The organism is Sphingobium phenoxybenzoativorans (genome assembly GCF_018286635.1).
Lineage (GTDB): Bacteria > Pseudomonadota > Alphaproteobacteria > Sphingomonadales > Sphingomonadaceae > Sphingobium > Sphingobium phenoxybenzoativorans.
The window spans coordinates 1651850-1669051 of sequence record NZ_CP073910.1; the positions used below are offsets into that span (position 1 = coordinate 1651850).

The 17202-nt window shown below is 58.7% G+C and carries 14 protein-coding genes; 9 read left to right on the forward strand and 5 right to left on the reverse strand.

Annotated features, from left to right (window positions below):
- The first annotated feature begins 6 nt into the window (after window positions 1-6).
- Entirely contained in the window at window positions 7-765 is a 759-nt protein-coding gene (locus KFK14_RS08000; protein WP_212610497.1) for an SDR family oxidoreductase, read from the forward strand.
- A gap of 445 nt (window positions 766-1210) precedes the next feature.
- On the opposite strand, the gene KFK14_RS08005 is transcribed toward KFK14_RS08000, so the two are convergent.
- Both KFK14_RS08005 and KFK14_RS08010 read right to left on the reverse strand, forming a co-directional pair.
- Window positions 1211-2563, reverse strand: a complete 1353-nt coding sequence (locus KFK14_RS08005) for an aromatic ring-hydroxylating oxygenase subunit alpha (protein WP_212610498.1) — start codon at window positions 2561-2563, stop codon at window positions 1211-1213.
- Window positions 2560-3918 (reverse strand): aromatic ring-hydroxylating oxygenase subunit alpha, encoded by a 1359-nt coding sequence (locus KFK14_RS08010; RefSeq protein ID WP_070152522.1) that lies wholly within the window; start codon window positions 3916-3918, stop codon window positions 2560-2562. Before KFK14_RS08010 ends, KFK14_RS08005 begins: the two co-directional genes overlap by 4 nt.
- Window positions 3919-4072: 154 nt before the next feature.
- On the opposite strand from KFK14_RS08010, the gene KFK14_RS08015 reads away from it, so the two are divergent.
- Window positions 4073-4606, forward strand: coding sequence for a VOC family protein (locus KFK14_RS08015; protein WP_070152519.1), 534 nt, complete (start codon window positions 4073-4075; stop codon window positions 4604-4606).
- A 206-nt stretch (window positions 4607-4812) separates the two neighbouring features.
- On the opposite strand, the gene KFK14_RS08020 is transcribed toward KFK14_RS08015, so the two are convergent.
- The gene (locus KFK14_RS08020; protein WP_212610499.1) at window positions 4813-6933 is read right to left on the reverse strand and encodes a PQQ-dependent dehydrogenase, methanol/ethanol family; all 2121 of its coding nucleotides are present in this window, start codon (window positions 6931-6933) and stop codon (window positions 4813-4815) included.
- 28 nt (window positions 6934-6961) lie between these two features.
- Window positions 6962-8188 carry an aromatic ring-hydroxylating dioxygenase subunit alpha gene (locus tag KFK14_RS08025; protein ID WP_212610500.1) on the reverse strand — a complete coding sequence of 409 codons (1227 nt, stop codon included), beginning with the start codon at window positions 8186-8188 and terminating at the stop codon, window positions 6962-6964.
- A gap of 266 nt (window positions 8189-8454) precedes the next feature.
- Between KFK14_RS08025 and KFK14_RS08030 the strand changes: the two genes are divergently transcribed.
- Complete coding sequence (locus tag KFK14_RS08030; RefSeq protein ID WP_212610501.1) at window positions 8455-9021, forward strand: carboxymuconolactone decarboxylase family protein; 567 nt, start codon at window positions 8455-8457, stop codon at window positions 9019-9021.
- 62 nt (window positions 9022-9083) lie between these two features.
- On the opposite strand, the gene KFK14_RS08035 is transcribed toward KFK14_RS08030, so the two are convergent.
- Window positions 9084-11567, reverse strand: a complete 2484-nt coding sequence (locus tag KFK14_RS08035; RefSeq protein ID WP_212610502.1) for a TonB-dependent receptor — start codon at window positions 11565-11567, stop codon at window positions 9084-9086.
- A gap of 248 nt (window positions 11568-11815) precedes the next feature.
- Here KFK14_RS08035 and KFK14_RS08040 point away from each other — a divergent pair, with 248 nt between their 5' ends.
- The 6 genes from KFK14_RS08040 (at window position 11816) to KFK14_RS08065 (ending at window position 17182) form a co-directional block, all read left to right on the forward strand.
- Window positions 11816-12124 carry a putative quinol monooxygenase gene (locus tag KFK14_RS08040; RefSeq protein ID WP_212610503.1) on the forward strand — a complete coding sequence of 103 codons (309 nt, stop codon included), beginning with the start codon at window positions 11816-11818 and terminating at the stop codon, window positions 12122-12124.
- The gene (locus tag KFK14_RS08045; protein WP_212610504.1) at window positions 12124-12420 is read left to right on the forward strand and encodes a putative quinol monooxygenase; all 297 of its coding nucleotides are present in this window, start codon (window positions 12124-12126) and stop codon (window positions 12418-12420) included. The genes KFK14_RS08040 and KFK14_RS08045 overlap by 1 nt, the downstream gene beginning before the upstream one ends.
- A gap of 15 nt (window positions 12421-12435) precedes the next feature.
- Window positions 12436-13017 carry a nuclear transport factor 2 family protein gene (locus tag KFK14_RS08050; RefSeq protein ID WP_246524963.1) on the forward strand — a complete coding sequence of 194 codons (582 nt, stop codon included), beginning with the start codon at window positions 12436-12438 and terminating at the stop codon, window positions 13015-13017.
- Entirely contained in the window at window positions 13014-13619 is a 606-nt protein-coding gene (locus tag KFK14_RS08055; RefSeq protein ID WP_212610505.1) for a nuclear transport factor 2 family protein, read from the forward strand. Before KFK14_RS08050 ends, KFK14_RS08055 begins: the two co-directional genes overlap by 4 nt.
- 233 nt (window positions 13620-13852) lie before the next feature.
- On the forward strand, window positions 13853-16165 hold the full coding sequence (locus KFK14_RS08060) for a TonB-dependent receptor (protein ID WP_212610506.1): 2313 nt from the start codon (window positions 13853-13855) through the stop codon (window positions 16163-16165).
- Window positions 16166-16186: 21 nt separating this feature from the next.
- Window positions 16187-17182 carry a thiamine pyrophosphate-dependent dehydrogenase E1 component subunit alpha gene (locus KFK14_RS08065; RefSeq protein ID WP_212610507.1) on the forward strand — a complete coding sequence of 332 codons (996 nt, stop codon included), beginning with the start codon at window positions 16187-16189 and terminating at the stop codon, window positions 17180-17182.
- The last annotated feature ends 20 nt before the right edge of the window (window positions 17183-17202 follow it).

The following is a 17202-nucleotide window of genomic DNA, read 5'->3' on the forward strand; positions in this document are numbered from 1 at the left end:
ATCAGGATGGGACGAGTGGCAGGCAAGGTAGCCCTTGTGACGGGCGGAGGCTCCGGGCTGGGCGCGGCCGATTGCGTCGCCTTGGCCAGGGAGGGCGCGAAGGTCGTCGTCACTGACGTCAAGGTGGAGACGGCGCAGAAGGTCGCCGACCAGATCGGCAATGGCGCCATCGCGCTTGCTCTGGATGTCGCCTCCGAACAGGCGTGGATCGACACCATGAAGGCCATCGACGAGAAATTCGGCCGTCTGGATATTCTGGTCAACAATGCCGGGGTGGTGTTGAACGCGGACGTCGAGGATACGACGCTGGAACAATATCGCTGGGTCAATGCGATCATGAGTGACGGCGTGTTTCTCGGCTGCAAATACGCCATTCCGCTGATGAACAAGAATGACGGCGGTTCCATCATCAACATGTCGTCGACCGGCGCCCTGCTGGGCTATCCGATCTTCTTCGCTTATTCTGCGGCCAAGGGCGCTGTGCGGTCGATGACCAAATCGGTCGCGGTCATGTGCCAGGAGAAAGGATATAAGATCCGCTGCAACTCCGTGCATCCCGGATCGATTGAAACGCCGATGGTCCAATTGGCCGAGGGACGGCCGGGCAAACCCAATGTGATCCCATCGGGTGTGCTGAAGCCGGGCACTGCCGGTGCGCCGGAAGATGTGGCGGCGATGATCCTGTTCCTCGCCTCCGATGAATCACGCTTCATCACCGGGGCAGAAATGGTGGTCGACAATGGAGTGACGATCCGGCCGTTCTGATGGCGTCCGGCGGGGGCGTCCCCGCGCATTCCTGTCCTACATGTTCTCGCCCATGATAGGTCCCCACGGTTTGCCGGTCGTGGGGAGCATGTGAAAATGTGGGATATCAGGAAGACGTTTTCGCTTCGCCGCGGCATGGCCATCGGACGCTCTATCTCGCGAAGGCAGGGCCTTCCATCGGGCAAAGTTGCGGGATGCAATGGCAACCCGCAACTTCCGCAACTTAGGTCAAATATCCCTTATATTTCAATGAGGACGTGTTCGGGGCTTCTGCCTGTATTCTGCCTTGCCATCGGAGCGGCAGCACCGCCGTCCGGCCCCGAAAAAAGGGTGGGCGCGGACACCCCTGGCCCCAATTCGCCACATGGTTTGTAACCCCGCCCAACGGCAAAAAAAGGCTGCCGGGATGTCTCGCGGCAGCCTTTTGTCCGATCGCGGGGATGCCCTATTTCGCTTCGGCCATCCACTTGTCGAGATGGACGTGGAAGTGGCGCAGGCGCGCTTCCTGCTCACCCCACAAAGGGCCACGGAAACCGCGCGAACGGGCGCCGGCCTGCACGATGGGCAGCAGGTCGCTGTCCTGGTCCAGCACCTCGCCCATGCCCGGCGGCTCGCCAAGGCTGGTATGGACGACGTCGGGCCGGGTTTCACCCGTCAGGTCGACTTCATCACCCAGCCCCATCCAGAGCGGCGCGCCATAACCCGGCACATCGATATGCCGGTACATGATCGTCGTTTCATAGGTGAACTGGTTGGGATCGTCCGCATGGGGCTTGAACCGGTGCAGAAACACGGCTTCGGGGTGGCAGCCAATCTGCGCGTTGGGAAACACGCCGAATATGGTCGCGTCCGTCAACTGCGCGTCGCTGAACTTGTCATAATCAAGGCCCAGCTTCGCCGCGCGGTCGCGCTTCGCCATCGCGATCGCCGACCGGCTTTCATAGGCGGTTCCCTGGAAGGTCTTTGCGTCCAGCCCGGCATCCTCAAGCATCACCGCAATCCCCGGATTAATGCCCTGCTGGTCGGGGAAGTGGGAGTTGGGCTGGCCGAAGGGGACGAACTGGCGGCTCATGCCATTGTCGAACAGGTCGATATGGGTGCGGTCATCCAGCATGCCCATCGTCTGCGGATGGATCGCGTGGAGGTGGTAGCTTTCGTAGAACGCATCGATGCCGCCTTTCCAGTTCGCCGCCCAGTCGGACCGGCGATGCTGCACGACATGCATCTTGTCGATTTCATAGGTCTCGATCATCGGCAGGATCGTGCCGAGATATTCGCTGAGCGGCGGCACGTCGTCGGTCATGGAGATGAAAACCAGACCGGCTTCCTCCTCCACCCGGACCGACGAAAGGTCGATATCGTGGCAGAGCACTTCCGGGCGGAAGGTTTCGGGGTCTGTCACGGCCAGATTGCTGCCGTCGAGCGCGAACTTCCAGCTATGGAACGGGCAGGAGAAGCTGCCCTGCGATCCGACATCGCCCATGACGAGCTGGCTGCCGCGATGGGGGCAGACATTATAGTGGGCGGCAAGCTGCCCATCATCCTTCCGCACGATGATGAAGGATTCGACGCCGATGTCGAAGCGCATCCAGTCCCCGGCCTCCCGGACATCACTGGAAGGACCGGCGAGCAGCCAGGTCTTGGTGAAAACCTTCTCCCATTCCGCTTCGGCGAAACCGGGGTCGACATAGCGGGCGGGATCGGGACGGGCAGATCCGTTGTCGATATAAGGGGCCGGCTCATCGAACGGATGCTTGCTGTCCTTGTGAACGGCCCAGCTTCGCGGATCATAGTTCATGCGTCGTTCCCCTGCTTCATCCGCTTGTCCAACTCGACATGGAAATGCCGCAGGCGCGCCTCCTGCTCGCTCCAGAGCGGACCGCGGAAACCGCGCGACCGCGCGCCGGCCTGCACGATGGGCAACAGGTCGCTGTCTTGATCCAGCACCTCGCCCAGCCCCGGAGGCTCGCCAAGGCCGGTATGCACGATTTCCGGCCGGGTGGCGCCGGTCATGTCGATGTCGTCGCCAAGTCCCATCCACGCGGGCGCGCAATAACCGGGCGCATCGATATGCCGGTAAAGAATACAGGTGTCGTAGGTGAACTGGTTGGGATCGGTCGCATGCGGGATGAACCGGTGCAGGAACACAGCCTCTGGATGACATCCGATCTGGGCGTTGGGGAACAGGCCGTAGACTGTGGAGTCGCTGAGCTGTGTGTCGCTGAATTTCTCGTAACCCAGGCCGAATTGTTCGGACCGTTTGCGCTTGGCCTGTTGGACGGCGGCGCGTGTCTCATGGGCGGTGCCGTTATAGCTTGCCGGATCGATGCCCGCATCCTGCAGCATCATGGCGATGCCGGGATTGACGCTTTCCTGATCCTCGAAACGCCGGCTCGGTTGGGCGAACGGCACAAACTGCCGGCTAAGACCGCCGGGGTAGAGATCGATCTGCGTGCGATCGTCCATCAGGCACTGGGTCTGGGGATGCACGGCGTGAAGGTGGTAGATTTCCGCGAAGGCGTCGACGCCGCCTTTCCAGTTCGCCCCCCAGTCGGACTTGCGGTGCTGCACCACATGCATCTTGTCGATGTCGTACAGTTCGAGATGGGGAAGAATGGGCGCCAGCCACTGTTTCAGCGGCTCAATATGCGGGTCCATCGAGATGAACACCAGACCAGCGGCAACCTCGCAACGGACGGAGGTCATATTATGGTCATGGCACAGCACTTCGGGCCGGAAAGTTTCCGGGTCCGTGACGGCAAGGTTCTCACCCTCCAGGCTGAACTGCCAGCTATGGAAAGGGCAGGTGAACTGGCCGATGCAGCCAGTGTCAGACAGGATAAGCTGGCTGCCGCGATGGGGGCAGACATTGTAATGGGCATGGATCTGGCCATCGTCGCCGTGGACGATGATGAAGCTCTCCGGGCCGATGTCGAACTTGGCGAAGTCGCCCGGCTCGCGCACGTCGGATACGGGACAGGCAACCAGCCAGCTACGCGCGAACACCTTCTCCCACTCGGCGGCGGCAAAGGCCTTGTCATGATATCGCGCCCCGGTGGGGCGGGCAGTGCCATTGTCGATGACAGGCGCGCGATCGTTGAACGGGTGCGGCGTGCCGATGTGGATATCCCACAGGTTGAAGTCGAACTTCATCTCCAGCTCTCCTGATGCTCATCCTTCGGATGAAAAATTCCGTCTTTGCGCGGATCGACACCAATAAAAAAACATGCATGATTGTTTTGCAAGCAGATTCGCACGATCCGCCGTGGACAGCGCGAAAAACAGGTCTGCAGGAGAGGATCAGGCAATGAGTCAGCTATTCGGACCGGTTTTCCAGATTGCTTATGTGGTCGAGGACGTGGAGTCGGCGATCGACCATATGGTGAAGACGATGGGGGTTGGCCCCTTCTTCATGTTCCCTGTGCCGTTGCAGGCGGAGTGGCTGGAGGTGCGCGGCGAACGGGTCGCGCCGGATTATGATTTTCTGGGAGCGGCCGCTCTGTCCTACAGCGGCGACACGATGATCGAGATCATCCAGCCCGGTAAAGACCCGTCCACTTACCGCGAATTTCTGGATTCCGGGAGGAAGGGCGTGCATCATCTGGGCACTGTCGCCAGCGACTATGATGCGCAGATGGCGGCAGCGCGAGCGGCGGGAATCGGCGTTGCCGCAGAAGGCGTGCTGCCGATTTCGCGCTTTTCCTACCTCGATACCGATGTGCTGTTCCCCGGCACGATGGTCGAACTGATCGAGATGACTCCGGCGATGAAAGAGCTGTTCGACGGCATCAAGGAAACGGCGCGCAACTGGGACGGCAAGGATCCGGTGCGGTGGATGTGAGGGACGTGATTTTGAACGCGAAATCTCTCAAGCCGTTCGGGCTGAGCCTGTCGACGCCTTGCACTCTCTTTCGGTAAGGGGGGCGGCTCTCTTTGACCGCCCGCAAGGCAGGCGCTCAGGACGGGCTTCGATAAGCCCAGGGTGAACGCGAGATGGCGTGATTTCTAGACCCCCCCTCTCATTTAGCAAGTGAGAGGGCGCGCTCTTTAAGGCCTCCCTTTGCGGAGATCATCGGAACGGGTGCGCAGATACTGCCGGATATTTTCCCGGTCCTCTGCGCTCAATTCTTCGAACCGGGGCATGCCGTTCGGTACCAGTGCGCCGTCCTGCACGATCGAGGTGATCGCTTCCGGCGACAAGATCGCACCCGACGTGCGCAGGTCCGGCGCCGTACCGCCCGCGATCGCGCCGCCGCCATGGCATACGGCGCAGCGGACGTTGAAAATATCCTCGCCCGCTTTTGCCGCCGCGGCATTGGGCTTGAAATCGGGGTCGTCGACCGCCTGTGGTTTGTAGGGGACCTTCGCCGGGAGCGTTGCCTTCCCATCCAGCACGAAGGTCAGGACGCGACGAGACTGTGCACGGTAATCGATGCCGAATTGCTGGAGCAGCGGGCCGAATAGTCCAGCGCTGGTTCCCATGCCTGCGATGACCGTCACATACTGCTTGCCATCGACCGAATAGGTGATCGGCGGCGCGACGACAGGCGCTTTCGCATCGAAGTTCCACAATGTCCCGCCCGTTTTTGCGTCATAGGCTGTGAAGCTGGAATCGGGATGGCCCTGGAACACCAGGCCGCCTCCCGTGGCCATCACGCCGCCGTTGAAATGGCCCGGCGTAGGCAGGCGCCACGCTTCTTTTTGCGTTACCGGATCCCATGCGACAAGATAGCTTAGCACTTTCGCGCCCGGCGAGGGCTGCACATTGGCGTTCACGCCATAATCCAGCGCCATGCCCGGCTTCCGCTTCCAATTCTCGCGCGTGATGCCGGTATCGTCATAAGTGACCTGAAGGTCGATAGCCGGAATATAGACCAGGCCATGCTTCGGGCTGAAGGCCATCGGCGTCCAGCTATGCGCTCCGGCTGGACTGGGTTTGAAGGTTACCGGGCCGTCCTCATAGCGGATATTCGGCTCCTCAACCGGGCGGCCGGTCTTGAGGTCGATGCTTTTCGCCCAAGTCGTCGTGACGAACGGCTTTGCGGAGATCAGCTTTCCGTTCGTGCGGTCAATAACGTAGAAAAAGCCGTTCTTCGGCGCAGTCATCAGCACCTTGCGCGGCTTGCCGTCGATGGACAGGTCCGCCAATTGCATGTCCATGGCGGCGTTATAGTCCCAGCTCTCGCCGGGATTGATCTGGTAATGCCATTTATACGCCCCGGTCTTAGCGTTCACCGCTACGATGGAGCAAAGGAACAGATTGTCGCCCTTGCCCTCGCTCCTGATCTTGCGGTTCCATGGCGACCCGTTGCCGGTGCCGAGATAGATGGTGTCGCTTTCTTTGTCGTAGGTGATTGCGTTCCAGACCGTCCCGCCGCCGCCATATTTCCACCAATCGCCGGACCAGGTTTCGGCCGCCATCTCCATGGCCTTGTTTTCGAAACCGTCGGCCGGATTACCGGGAACGGTATAGAAACGCCATTTCTGCTGACCCGTTTCCGCATCATAGGCGGTGGCATAGCCCCGGATAGCAGCCTCATCCGCGCCGCCATTGCCAATGACGACCATGCCGTCAAAGGCGCGAGGCGGTCCGCTGATGAAGCGCAGATCATCCTTGCCCATCGTCATCGTCGACCATACGGGTTTGCCTGTCTTGGCATCGATGGCGATCAGGCGGCCGTCCTGCGTTCCGATATAGACCTTGCCATTCCAATAGGCGATGCCGCGGCTGCCCCAACCCTGACGCAGCTTGTGCCCGGCGGCTTCTGGCGCTTTGGGATCGTAGGACCATAATAGTTTGCCTGTGCGCACATCGAGCGCGCGGGCAACACTATATCCCGAAGCGAAATAGATGACGCCGTCAATCTCGATCGGTCCCGTTGCCGGATTTCCGGCAGGAAGATCAAAGGACCAGGCAAGGCCGAGCCGTTTCACCGTCTCTGCATTGACCTGATCCAACGGACTATAATGTTGCTCTCCATATGTTCGCCCGAAAGCTGGCCAGTCCCTTCCGTCGCTGCCGTCCGCCAATTGCGCGAGCCATCCCGCCGGGCCAATGTCGGCCACATCCGTCTTGTTTTCCGGCGCTGGACCGGAGGTGCAGCCGGCAAGCGACAACGCCACGATTGAAACAGCCGTGAGCGCGGCACGGCGGGAAAGGAAAAGCATCAGTCAGACATCCAGCAACAGAGCAATATTATCGGGCGGCGTTCATGTAGCGATCCAACTCCGCATGGAAATGGCCGATGCGCTGTTCTTGTTCGGAGAGGATTGACCCCCGGAACCCTAGGCTTTCAATGCCGCGCTGGACTTCAGCGAACAGGCTGCTGTCCTGATCGAATACTTCGCCAAGGCCGCCTTCCCGCCAGTCAATATACTGAACCTCGGCAGGTTCCTTGCCACTGATGTCCCAGCCTTCGGGCAAGCCCATATAGGCAGGCGGCAGGATTTCGGGATTTTCTTGCGGGTGCATCATCACGATCACGTCGAACACAAACTTGCGCGGGTCGGTGGCGTGCGGGCGGAAGTAGAGCATGCTCACACCCTCAGGATGGATGCCCACCTGAATGTTCGGGAAGATGTCATAGTTCCAGTCGTCCGTAAGCTGGTTGTCGAGGAAACCGGAATAGTCGAGGCCGAGACGGTCCGCCCGTTCGCGCTTGGCGGCCTGAACGGCGGGGCGCACTGTATCCTTGGGTCCTTCGAAACTGTCGGGATCAATGCCAACCTCCTTCATGGTGGCGCGCAGTCCGGGATTAAGGCCGTCGACATCCATCCGAGGGCTTTCATAGGCAAACTTGGTCACCATACGGCTCATCCCATTGGGATAGAGGTCCACCTGCGCATGATAGTCGTTAAATACCGGCAGGATTTGCGGGTGGATGGCGTGGACGTGATAAGCCTCGTTGAAACCGTCTACTCCGACCTTCCAGTTGGATTCCCAGACCGCCCGGACGCGGCGCATGATCCGCATATCCTTAAGGCGATAGGGCACCGCATGGGCGGGGAGCGGGCCAAGATGCTCGATGAGCGGCTTGGCATTCTTGTCCATGTTGATGAACACAAAGCCTTCCCAGCTTTCGCAGCGGACTTCGGTCAAGTCCATATCGCGGCAAAGCGCCTCCGGCCGGAAGGTTTCCCGGTCGGTCACATGGTCGATCTTGCCGTCCAGGTCGAAACGCCAATTGTGGAACGGGCAGGTGAAGCCGCCAGGACGCGACCCGCCTTCGTCCGACACGAGCCGGTTCCCACGATGCGGGCAGACGTTGAAATAGGCGCGAATACGATCGTCATCATCGCGAGTAATGATGAAGCTTTCGCGGCCAAGCTCGAACACGACATAATCGCCGGCATCGGGGATATCCTCCTCGCGCGCAGCCCAGTTCCAGACCTTGGCCCAAAGATGGGTCCGTTCCTTCTCCATATAGTCGAGACTGTAATATCTCTCGGCAGAAATGGGAGACGTGCCATTGTCGACATAAGGAGCCTTAGCTTCAAAGCTATCCTCTGGAGCATCTGGATTTATAATCCACGTATCTCTGCAATCTCGGTCAAGTATATCTGACATTATTACTCTCCAGAAGTGGAATAATATTACAAAAAGAATCGCATTTTTTGGAATTTATATTTGTGATATCGCGCAATTTGGACTCGTTTTTCGATTCCATAATTTATGTAAGGAGAATGGATATGCCGAATGTAGACGTTCCACCTCAGAATGGAGCTGACCCGCTGGGCTTCGTGCTGGGGCAATACGCCCCGGAAATCGGGTCGGCCGCGGGCAATTTCGTCCGCTCCGTATATCAGTCGCTTCGCTTGCCGTTGCGCGTTGCAGAAGCGGCCCGATATCGTACGGCGCAGATCAACGGATGCCTGGTTTGTCAGGATTTTCGCGCTGGCGACCATCTCGACGGTTATCTGGAGTCGATTGGCGGTGACACGGCGTCCTCGCTGGTCGCACGCGGCGGGCAGAAGCCGGATGAGGCGTTTTACCAGGCGGTGAGCGACTGGAAAAATTCCAGCCTGTTCAATACGCAGGAGCGGCTGGCGATGGATTATTCCGAGCGCCTCGCGGAGAATCCCCGCGATCTGTCTTATGATGCCGATTTCTGGAATGAAATGCGTGAGGCGTTCAGCGATTCCGAGATCACCGAACTGACCCTGGCTATCGGTTGTTGGATGGCGATGGGCCGCTTCACCCATGCGCTTGGTCTGGATTCGGTCTGCATGACCGACATGCTGCAGCCCGCAGCGTAAGTTGGAGGCGGCGGGGAAGGGGGCCCCCGCCGCCACACCTGCCTGCCCGTCGGCAGGCGGCGTCACCGCTTGCTGCCGAACTTCGCCCCGATCTCCACGCCATAGAAGCGGGGTGGGCCGAACTGGGTGTTGAGCCACAGACCGGCGACATTCTGGGATGCGATCCGGTAACGCTTATCGCTGAGGTTACGTCCGATCAGACGGATATAATATTTGTCCTCAGCTTCCGAGAGAGTGATCGACGCGTTGAGCAGCGTGCGCGCGTTCAGGTAGGTGTTGCCGAACGGCGTATCGATCGCCTGCGTGGACAGGTTGCGGCCGGTATAGGCGGCATTGCCGTTCGCCACGATCTTCCAGTCTGAGCCGATAGGAACCTCATAGGTCGCATCAGCCGTCCACTGCCACTTGGGCGCGCGGTCCAGAGGCGCGGTCGACAGATCATATCCCGAACCCGGCGCGTCATAGTCGCCATATTTGGCGTCCTGATAGCCAAGCACGCCGCGAAGCGTGAAGCCCTGGAAAAGGATCGCCGACGCTTCCGCCTCAACGCCGTTGACCGTCGCGCTGGCGGCGTTCTGAAACTGAGTGAACTGATTCGACTGACCATTCACGACGATGGGCACGTTGATGTTCTTCTGAAGATCCTTGTACTTCACATGGAAGCCAGTGACGTTCAGGCGGACCCGGCGGTTCAGGAACTCGCTCTTAAAACCGGCTTCATAGCTGTCGGCCACTTCTGGCCGGGTCGCCGCCGCAGCGATGCGGAAGGCGTTGAGGTCGGTCCCGAACAGGGCGAAGTTGCCAGTCTGGTCGTTGAAACCGCCACCCTTGTAGCCGCGCGACACCGTTGCATAGACGAACAGGGTCGGCGTCGCCTGCCAGCCGAGGCTGCCGCGGTAGGTGAGCTTACGGTCATGCGCTTCGACGCTGACGACATTGTCCGGGAAGTTGAACACGCTCATGTCCAACGGATCTTCGATGGTGATCGGACGAACCGGCGTGCCGAGATCGGGGATGAAGGTCTGCTGGCGGCCCCACCAGGTCTTATCATCCCAGCTATAACGGGCGCCCGCGGTTAGCTTCAATTCCTCGGTGAACTTGAACGTGCCTTCCGCAAACAGCGCTTTCGACGTCGCATGTTGTGCATTGCACAGCGTGTAAGGCGTTGTATTCCATGGACCGTAAGGGGTGGTGCCGCCTGTCAGGTCGAGGAAGCCCAAGAGTTGGGCAACGCAGAATTCGGTCTTGTCCTTCTGATAGAAACCGCCTGCAACAATGTCGAATGCGCCGCCAAAGTCGGACGCGAAGCGGATTTCCTGCTGATAGGTCTTGCGATTGTCGTCGCGATTGGCGTCGAAGAAGGACAGCGGCTCGCCATCGGGCGCGATAGCCACCGCGCCAGCATAGCTGTTGGGCAGGCGGGACCGCTGGAAACGATAGCCCGAAACCGATGTAAGAGTGCCGAAGCCAAGATCAAAATCGACGTTCAGATAGACGCCATCGACATTGATCCGCTGGCCGAGCGGCATGCTGATGAATCCGGCGTAGCGATTGGTCGTCGCCGCATTCTTCAACGGATCATTGCTGTTGGGATTGGGAACGATCGTACCCAGGATCGACGTCAAGAAGGAGTTGGCGCCGCCTGGTCCTTCGAAAAGGCCGTTCTCATTGACGGAGGGGACGGCGTCCGACTTGTCGCGAATCCACTCATACTGGAGCAGGGCGCTAATCTTGTCGGTCGGCTCGAATAGCAGCTTAGCGCGGGCCTGCCACACATCCTTGCCGCCAAGGCGGCGGTTGTCGAGGCAGCCCTGAACGCCTTCGAATTTGCTAGGAGCAAATCCGGTAACCGGGCCATAGCAGGCGCCGTTGCGATAGTAGCCGTCGCTCTTTTCATAACCGCCGACAAGGCGGAGGGCCAGTACGTCCTCGATCAGGGGGACGTTCATGGCGGCTTGAATGCGTTTCGTGCCGTAGCTGCCATATTGCGCGCGAGCTTCGACACCGATCACGTTCATTTCCGGACGCTTCGTGCGCACGGTGACGGCGCCGCCGGTGGTGTTCTTGCCGAACAGAGTGCCTTGCGGGCCGCGAAGCACTTCGACCTGCGAGATGTCAAACGTGTCTAGCAACTGTGTCTGAACCGACGGCACCACGAAGTCGTCTACGAGAACCGCGACCGGCGGCTCAAAATAGACGATGATCGTGTTCTGGCCGACGCCGCGCATCGCGAAGGACGCCGCGTTGAAGTTGGCAATGGTTGCTGCAGAGAAGTTGGGTACAAAAGCCGCCAGTTCGCCGATATCACGGGGACTTGCCTGCTCGATGAGACTGGAATCGATCGCGCTGACGGCGATCGGCGTGTCCTGCAGATTGCTGGCGCGGCGGGTTGCCGTGACAACAATGTCCTGAAGGCCGACGCTTTCCTGTGGATCGGCTTGTGGCGACGTCTGATCCGCGGCGGTCTGCGCTGATACGGGAGCTACTGCCATGCTTGCCGCAAGTGCGCCGCAAGCTACGCCAATCAATTGGGATCTTCTGATCATTCCTAGTCTCCTCTCCTGCGTCGAAGTTTCAGTGACCTCGTTCTCCAGATGCCGCGATCCTAATTCGCCGAATATAAAATGCAATCATGCATGAATGTTTTTTTTAGAGACTGGCGAAAATGCCACAGAGTTTGATTTTGCAATGCAGCAAAAGCGATTTCCGCTTGCTTATGGACTTGAAAAAGCATTCATGATTGTTTTTAATACGGCAGAGGGAAAAATCCCTGACATCAGGATGAGGAGCGCCTGTGGCCTACAGCTTTCTTTCTCGATTCCGCGTGAAGTCTGAGCAGGAGGAGGAATTTGTCCGCCTTGCAAAGCAGATGGAGTCCCTTGTGGACAGGGAGCCGGGCACCTTGCAGTTCCAGTTTTTCCGCTTGGGCGAACCGGGCATGTTCGCCGTGTTTGAATCCTTCGTCGATGAAGCCGCCGACAAAGCGCACATGGAAACCGAGCATGGCAAGCCGCTGATCGAAAAGATGATTGGCTGCATGGCTGGCGGTTATGAGCGCGAACTGCTGTTTGACCTGGTGCCGGACGGCGGGGTTTCTGCGTAATGAGCGGCAAGAGTTTTATCGCCCAGCTCAGGACCAAGCCTGAAAAGCGGCAGGAACTTATCGATCTTCAGAAAGAGCTGCGTGACCTGGTGCATGCGCAGGAGCCGGATGCGCTCGTTTACGAACTTTTCCAGTCCGACGATGACCCTGACCTGTTCCAGATCGTCGCCACGTTCCGCGATGATGCAGCCTTTGAACATCATATGCATATCGATTTTCACGACCGGCTCGTGCCGCCGATCGTCGAATGCCTGGCCGAGGAGATGAAGATCGCCTTCTACCGCTCGCTGACATAAAAGAGGAGAGACATAGTGGCCGTGACGGACGAGGATATTGAAGACCTGATTGCGCGGCGAGACATATATGATGTCCTCACCCGCTATTCCCGCGCGTTGGACCGCGCCGATGTAGAACTGATGAAGACGGTCTACTGGCCGGATGGCGTCGACAATCACGGCGTATTCAACGGCAACGCAGCGGAGTTCGCCGAATTTATCGTTCGCGAGATCCAGAATTGGTTCGAAGTGACGATGCACGGTCTGATGAACGTGCATATGGAAGTCGCTGGCGACTTCGCCTCCACCGAAACCTATCTGTTCGCCTATCACAAGGTCCGGCAGGACAAGGCGCATGAGATTTTCGGATCGCGCTACATGGCGATGTTCGATGGCAAGGGCCTCGATCCCAATCACCATCATTTCTATTTCGGCGGCCGTTATCTTGACAGGTTCGAGCGGCGCAATGGGGAATGGCGTATCCTGAAACGCCAAGTGGTGATGGACTGGAACGATAACCGTCCGTCCGGCGAAATCCTTGATCAGGGGATGTTCGCTACGCTGGAGCCGCGCGGAGAAAGAGGGCAGGGCGATCTCGTCTTTGCAAATGTGCCATGAGCCGCCGCGCGGAACTGGAGGATCTGGTGGCGCGGCGGGATGTTTATGCTGTGCTGACCCGCTATTGCCGGGCGCTGGATCGGGCCGATGTAGAGTTGATGCGCACCGTTTATTGGCCGGACGGGGTCGATATTCACGGCATTTATAGCGGTAATGCCGCAGAATTTGTCGAATTCATCATCAGCGAAATTACCCAATATTTCGAAATGGGCACCCATTGCCTGCTTAACGTCGACATCAAGGTTGATGGCGATGTCGCATGTTCGGAAAGCTATCTCTACTCCGCCTGCCGGGTTCGGGAAAACATGACCGAGGCCATGTTTGGATCGCGCTATTTCAAGATGCGTGGCGGGCGCGGCCTCGACGCCGGGAATGAGCAGTTTGTGATGGCGGGACGCTATCTGGACAGGCTTGAGCGCCGGAACGGAGAATGGCGGATCGCAAAGCGCCAGGTGGTGATGGATTGGAACGATAGCAATCCATCCAATCAAATCCTGGATGAAGGCCTGTTCAAGACCATGCGGCCCAGAGGGGAGTGGGGGCATGGGGATCCCGTTTACGGCAATATTCTCCCGGAATCCGTTGAGATCGTCGCCGCATGAGATATGGCATCAAAACGAACATCAATTTTCCTATTGATGTATGAATTACAGATATTACAGTAGATTTTATAATATAGCCCGAATCAGTTTAAATAATATAGATAAATTTTGAAAACATAAGTTTTCAAAAGGGGATTTCTATAAGCAAAAATATTTTCATGATTACCTAAATTATTCCGATAATAATCAAGACGATTGCAGAAATTGTGACGTTTTAGGAGAGGAGATGGATAATGTTTATTTTTCCCAAAGACGGTGTGCGTCTTCAAAGGCTGGCGCTATGCGGCCTTCCCGCACTTCTGCTCAGCACTGTCAGCGGTACGGCGCTGGCGCAGTCCAGTCCTGAACAAGCCACCAGCGCCGATGCAGAACAGGGGCGCATCACTTCCCTTGAAGAAATCGTGGTGACGGCCCGCCGGCGCGAGGAATCGCTGCAGGATGCGCCTATCGCCGTTTCGTCCTTTTCTGCAGCGGCGATTGATCGTCAGTTCGTAACGGATATCCGCGGCCTTGCCGGTCAAATCCCGAACGTCGTCATTACGAATGTGCCGGGCTTCAATGCCGCCGCCATCGGCATTCGCGGTCAGTCCACGGCGGACATCATCCTGACTTTCGAGCCGGCAGTTGGCGTGATCGTCGACGATTTTGTGCTCGCGAACGTGCAGAGCCAATTGTTTGACCTGTTCGACACGCAACGGATCGAGGTGCTGCGCGGCCCGCAGGGCACGTTGTTCGGCAAGAACACGGTTGGCGGCGTCGTCAACATCATCACCAAGCGGCCGGAAAATGAACTGGGTGGCGAACTGCGTCTGGGATATTCCAGCTTCAATACGAAGGACGTGAAGGCCGCGATCAACATTCCGCTGGTCGACGAGACGTTAGCCCTGCGCGTCGCGGGCGCCTATCACAAGAGCGGCGGCTATTATCACGACACCAGCCATGGCGGCGGCCGCATCGGCGGTTCGGATGTGTTCAATGCCCGTGCGAAGCTGCGCTGGACGCCGGATTCGACCACCGACATCATGCTCACCTATGAAATTATGCGTGACCGTAGCGATAGTCCGCCTTCGGTGAACGAGACGCCGGCATCCTTCCTGCTCGCGCAGGTCGGCTATCCCGGTATCCAGGTCACCGGCAAGAAGCCGCTCAACACCAGCCTGACGCTGTGCGAGGGCAACGCCACCGATCCCAATTGCATCGGCACGCTCAATGGCCATCAACTGGATGTCGATGGCGTCTATCTGCGCGCTCAGAAGGACCTGCCCGATATCGGCAGCTTCATCGTCGTTGGCGGATACCGCCGGACGAAGGCGATCCTGCCGAGCGAATATTCGGGCGAAGATGCGAAGATCTTCTATTCGACCCGCGATGACACCCGGAAACAATATAGTGTCGAAGGCCGCTTCACCTCTGACTTCAGCGACCGGCTGAAATTCACTGTCGGCGGTATGTATTGGGGCCAGAGGCTAGCGGCGAACGCCACCTCCTTCCTCGGTTTCCTGCGCTTCCTGGGTGATCCGACAGCGACGACCGATCCGAACCAGTCGGACATGTATTACACCGTCAACAGCTATTCGGTCTTTGGTGAAGGCGAATTCAAGGTCGTCGACAAGCTCGCACTGATCCTGGGCGGACGTTACACCAAGGAGGACAAGAGCTTCCGTGTAAGGCCGCAGGTTCGCCGCTCGACCATCGCGACTGGTTTCTGGCCGGAATACGCTTCCAGCGCCAGCTTCTCCCGTCCGACTTTCCGCGCTGGCTATCGCTGGGAAATCAACGACAACATCAACAACTATTTCACCTACAGCCAGGGTTATAAATCGGGCGGTTTCAACGAACAGGCAATGTCCGCAACGTCCGCCCTGCCGTTCAAGGAGGAGACGGCGGACTCCTTCGAACTCGGCTTCAAGACAGAGACGTCAGACAAGCGCGTGCGCTTCAACATAGCTGGCTTCTATGTGAAGTATGACAATCTTCAGCGTGACGCCGTGGTGCCCTTCACCGATCCCATCACGGGGCTGCCCGGTCAGGAAACGCGTACGACCAATGCCGGCGCCGCAGAAGTGTGGGGCATCGAGGCGGAGGCCAGCGCCGTTCCTGTCGAAAATCTGACCGTGTCGCTCAGCGCCGGTTGGCAGGACGGCAAATATAATGAGTTCATTACCGATGTGAACGGCGATGGCGTCAACGATGACGCGTCCTACCTGAAGCTGCGCAACCTGCCGAAATGGACGTTGAACGCCACGGCGACCTATGATGTGTTCGTGCCGATCGGGAAGGTGTCGTTCACCGGCACGGTCAATTATCAGGCCGAATATGAAGCGACGACGCTGAACGCTGAGTTCACGCAGGGCGAGGCGCGCACGCTGGTCGGCGCGAGCATCAACTGGACTGACGAGAGCGAACGGTATCGCGTCTCGCTCTATGGCGCGAACCTTCTCAATGAGATTTACCGCGTCAATGGCAACTCTGTCGCCGGTCTTTTCAACTTCACCAACTATGCGCCGCCGCGCTCCTTTGGCGTGGAGTTGGGGGTGAAGTTCTGATGGCCAAGCAAGGAGCCCTCTATGCCTGACAAGGCCAATGACAGGTCGCTGGAATCCTACAGGCGGATGCTGCGCATCCGCCACTTTGAAGACCGTGCGGAGGCGATGCATGCGGCCGGGGAAATTCCCGGTTCGCTGCACACCTATGCCGGTCAGGAAGCGTCGGGCGTCGGCGCCTGCATGGCGCTGCGCGACGACGACTATATGGTCGGGACGCATCGTTCTCACGGGCATCCGATAGCCAAGGGGGCGGCGCTTCGTCCTTTGATGGCGGAACTGTTGGCTAAGGCCACCGGCATCTGCAAGGGGAAGGGCGGGTCGATGCACCTGTCCGACTTCAAGGTCGGCAGCCTGGGCGAGACGAGCATTGTGGGGTCGGGGCTTCCCGTCGCGGTTGGCGCTGGTCTGGGTTCCAAGCTGCAGGGCAATGACCGGGTCTCGCTCTGCTTCTTCGGTGACGGCGCGTCGAACGAAGGCGCGTTCCATGAAGCGTGCAACCTTGCGGCGGTGTGGAAGCTGCCCGTGATCTTCCTCTGCGAGAATAATGGCTATGCCGTGTCCACTCCGGCGTCGGCGATGGTGTCAGTCAAGGATGTGGCCGAACGCGCCAAGGCCTATTCCATGCCATCCGCCATCGTTGATGGGCAGGATGTCGAAGCCGTGTTCGAAGCCGTGACTGAGGCGGTGACGCGCGCACGGACCGGCGGCGGCCCGACCTTCATCGAGACAAAGACATATCGCTATGCAGAGCATGCCGTAAATATGGGCCGTGTCCTGCTGGACCGTGGTGGCGAGGTGGACGAATGGCGTTCCCGCGACCCCATCACGAAATATCGCAAACGCCTGCTTGAGGGTGGCGTTGCCGAAGCGACGCTCGATACGATTGAGACGGAGGTGGTTGCCGAGGTCGAGGACGCAATCACGTTTGGCCGCGAAAGCCCATATCCGACACAGGAGGAAGCGTTCGACGATGTCTTGTCAGAGCGCCTGCCCATTCCCGCCTTCCTGACCGCCTGACGCCATTGAGAGGAGAGACC

What these genes read in the sequence shown, in the direction of transcription:
- KFK14_RS08005 (WP_212610498.1), bottom strand. Translation starts at nt 2,563, where the DNA reads ATGAACTATGATCCGCGAAGCTGGGCCGTTCACAAGGACAGCAAGCAT.
- KFK14_RS08045 (WP_212610504.1), top strand. Translation starts at nt 12,124, where the DNA reads ATGAGCGGCAAGAGTTTTATCGCCCAGCTCAGGACCAAGCCTGAAAAG.
- KFK14_RS08030 (WP_212610501.1), top strand. Translation starts at nt 8,455, where the DNA reads ATGCCGAATGTAGACGTTCCACCTCAGAATGGAGCTGACCCGCTGGGC.
- KFK14_RS08025 (WP_212610500.1), bottom strand. Translation starts at nt 8,188, where the DNA reads ATGGAGAAGGAACGGACCCATCTTTGGGCCAAGGTCTGGAACTGGGCT.
- KFK14_RS08060 (WP_212610506.1), top strand. Translation starts at nt 13,853, where the DNA reads ATGTTTATTTTTCCCAAAGACGGTGTGCGTCTTCAAAGGCTGGCGCTA.
- KFK14_RS08055 (WP_212610505.1), top strand. Translation starts at nt 13,014, where the DNA reads ATGAGCCGCCGCGCGGAACTGGAGGATCTGGTGGCGCGGCGGGATGTT.
- KFK14_RS08015 (WP_070152519.1), top strand. Translation starts at nt 4,073, where the DNA reads ATGAGTCAGCTATTCGGACCGGTTTTCCAGATTGCTTATGTGGTCGAG.
- KFK14_RS08065 (WP_212610507.1), top strand. Translation starts at nt 16,187, where the DNA reads ATGCCTGACAAGGCCAATGACAGGTCGCTGGAATCCTACAGGCGGATG.
- KFK14_RS08035 (WP_212610502.1), bottom strand. Translation starts at nt 11,567, where the DNA reads ATGATCAGAAGATCCCAATTGATTGGCGTAGCTTGCGGCGCACTTGCG.
- KFK14_RS08010 (WP_070152522.1), bottom strand. Translation starts at nt 3,918, where the DNA reads ATGAAGTTCGACTTCAACCTGTGGGATATCCACATCGGCACGCCGCAC.
- KFK14_RS08020 (WP_212610499.1), bottom strand. Translation starts at nt 6,933, where the DNA reads ATGCTTTTCCTTTCCCGCCGTGCCGCGCTCACGGCTGTTTCAATCGTG.
- KFK14_RS08000 (WP_212610497.1), top strand. Translation starts at nt 7, where the DNA reads ATGGGACGAGTGGCAGGCAAGGTAGCCCTTGTGACGGGCGGAGGCTCC.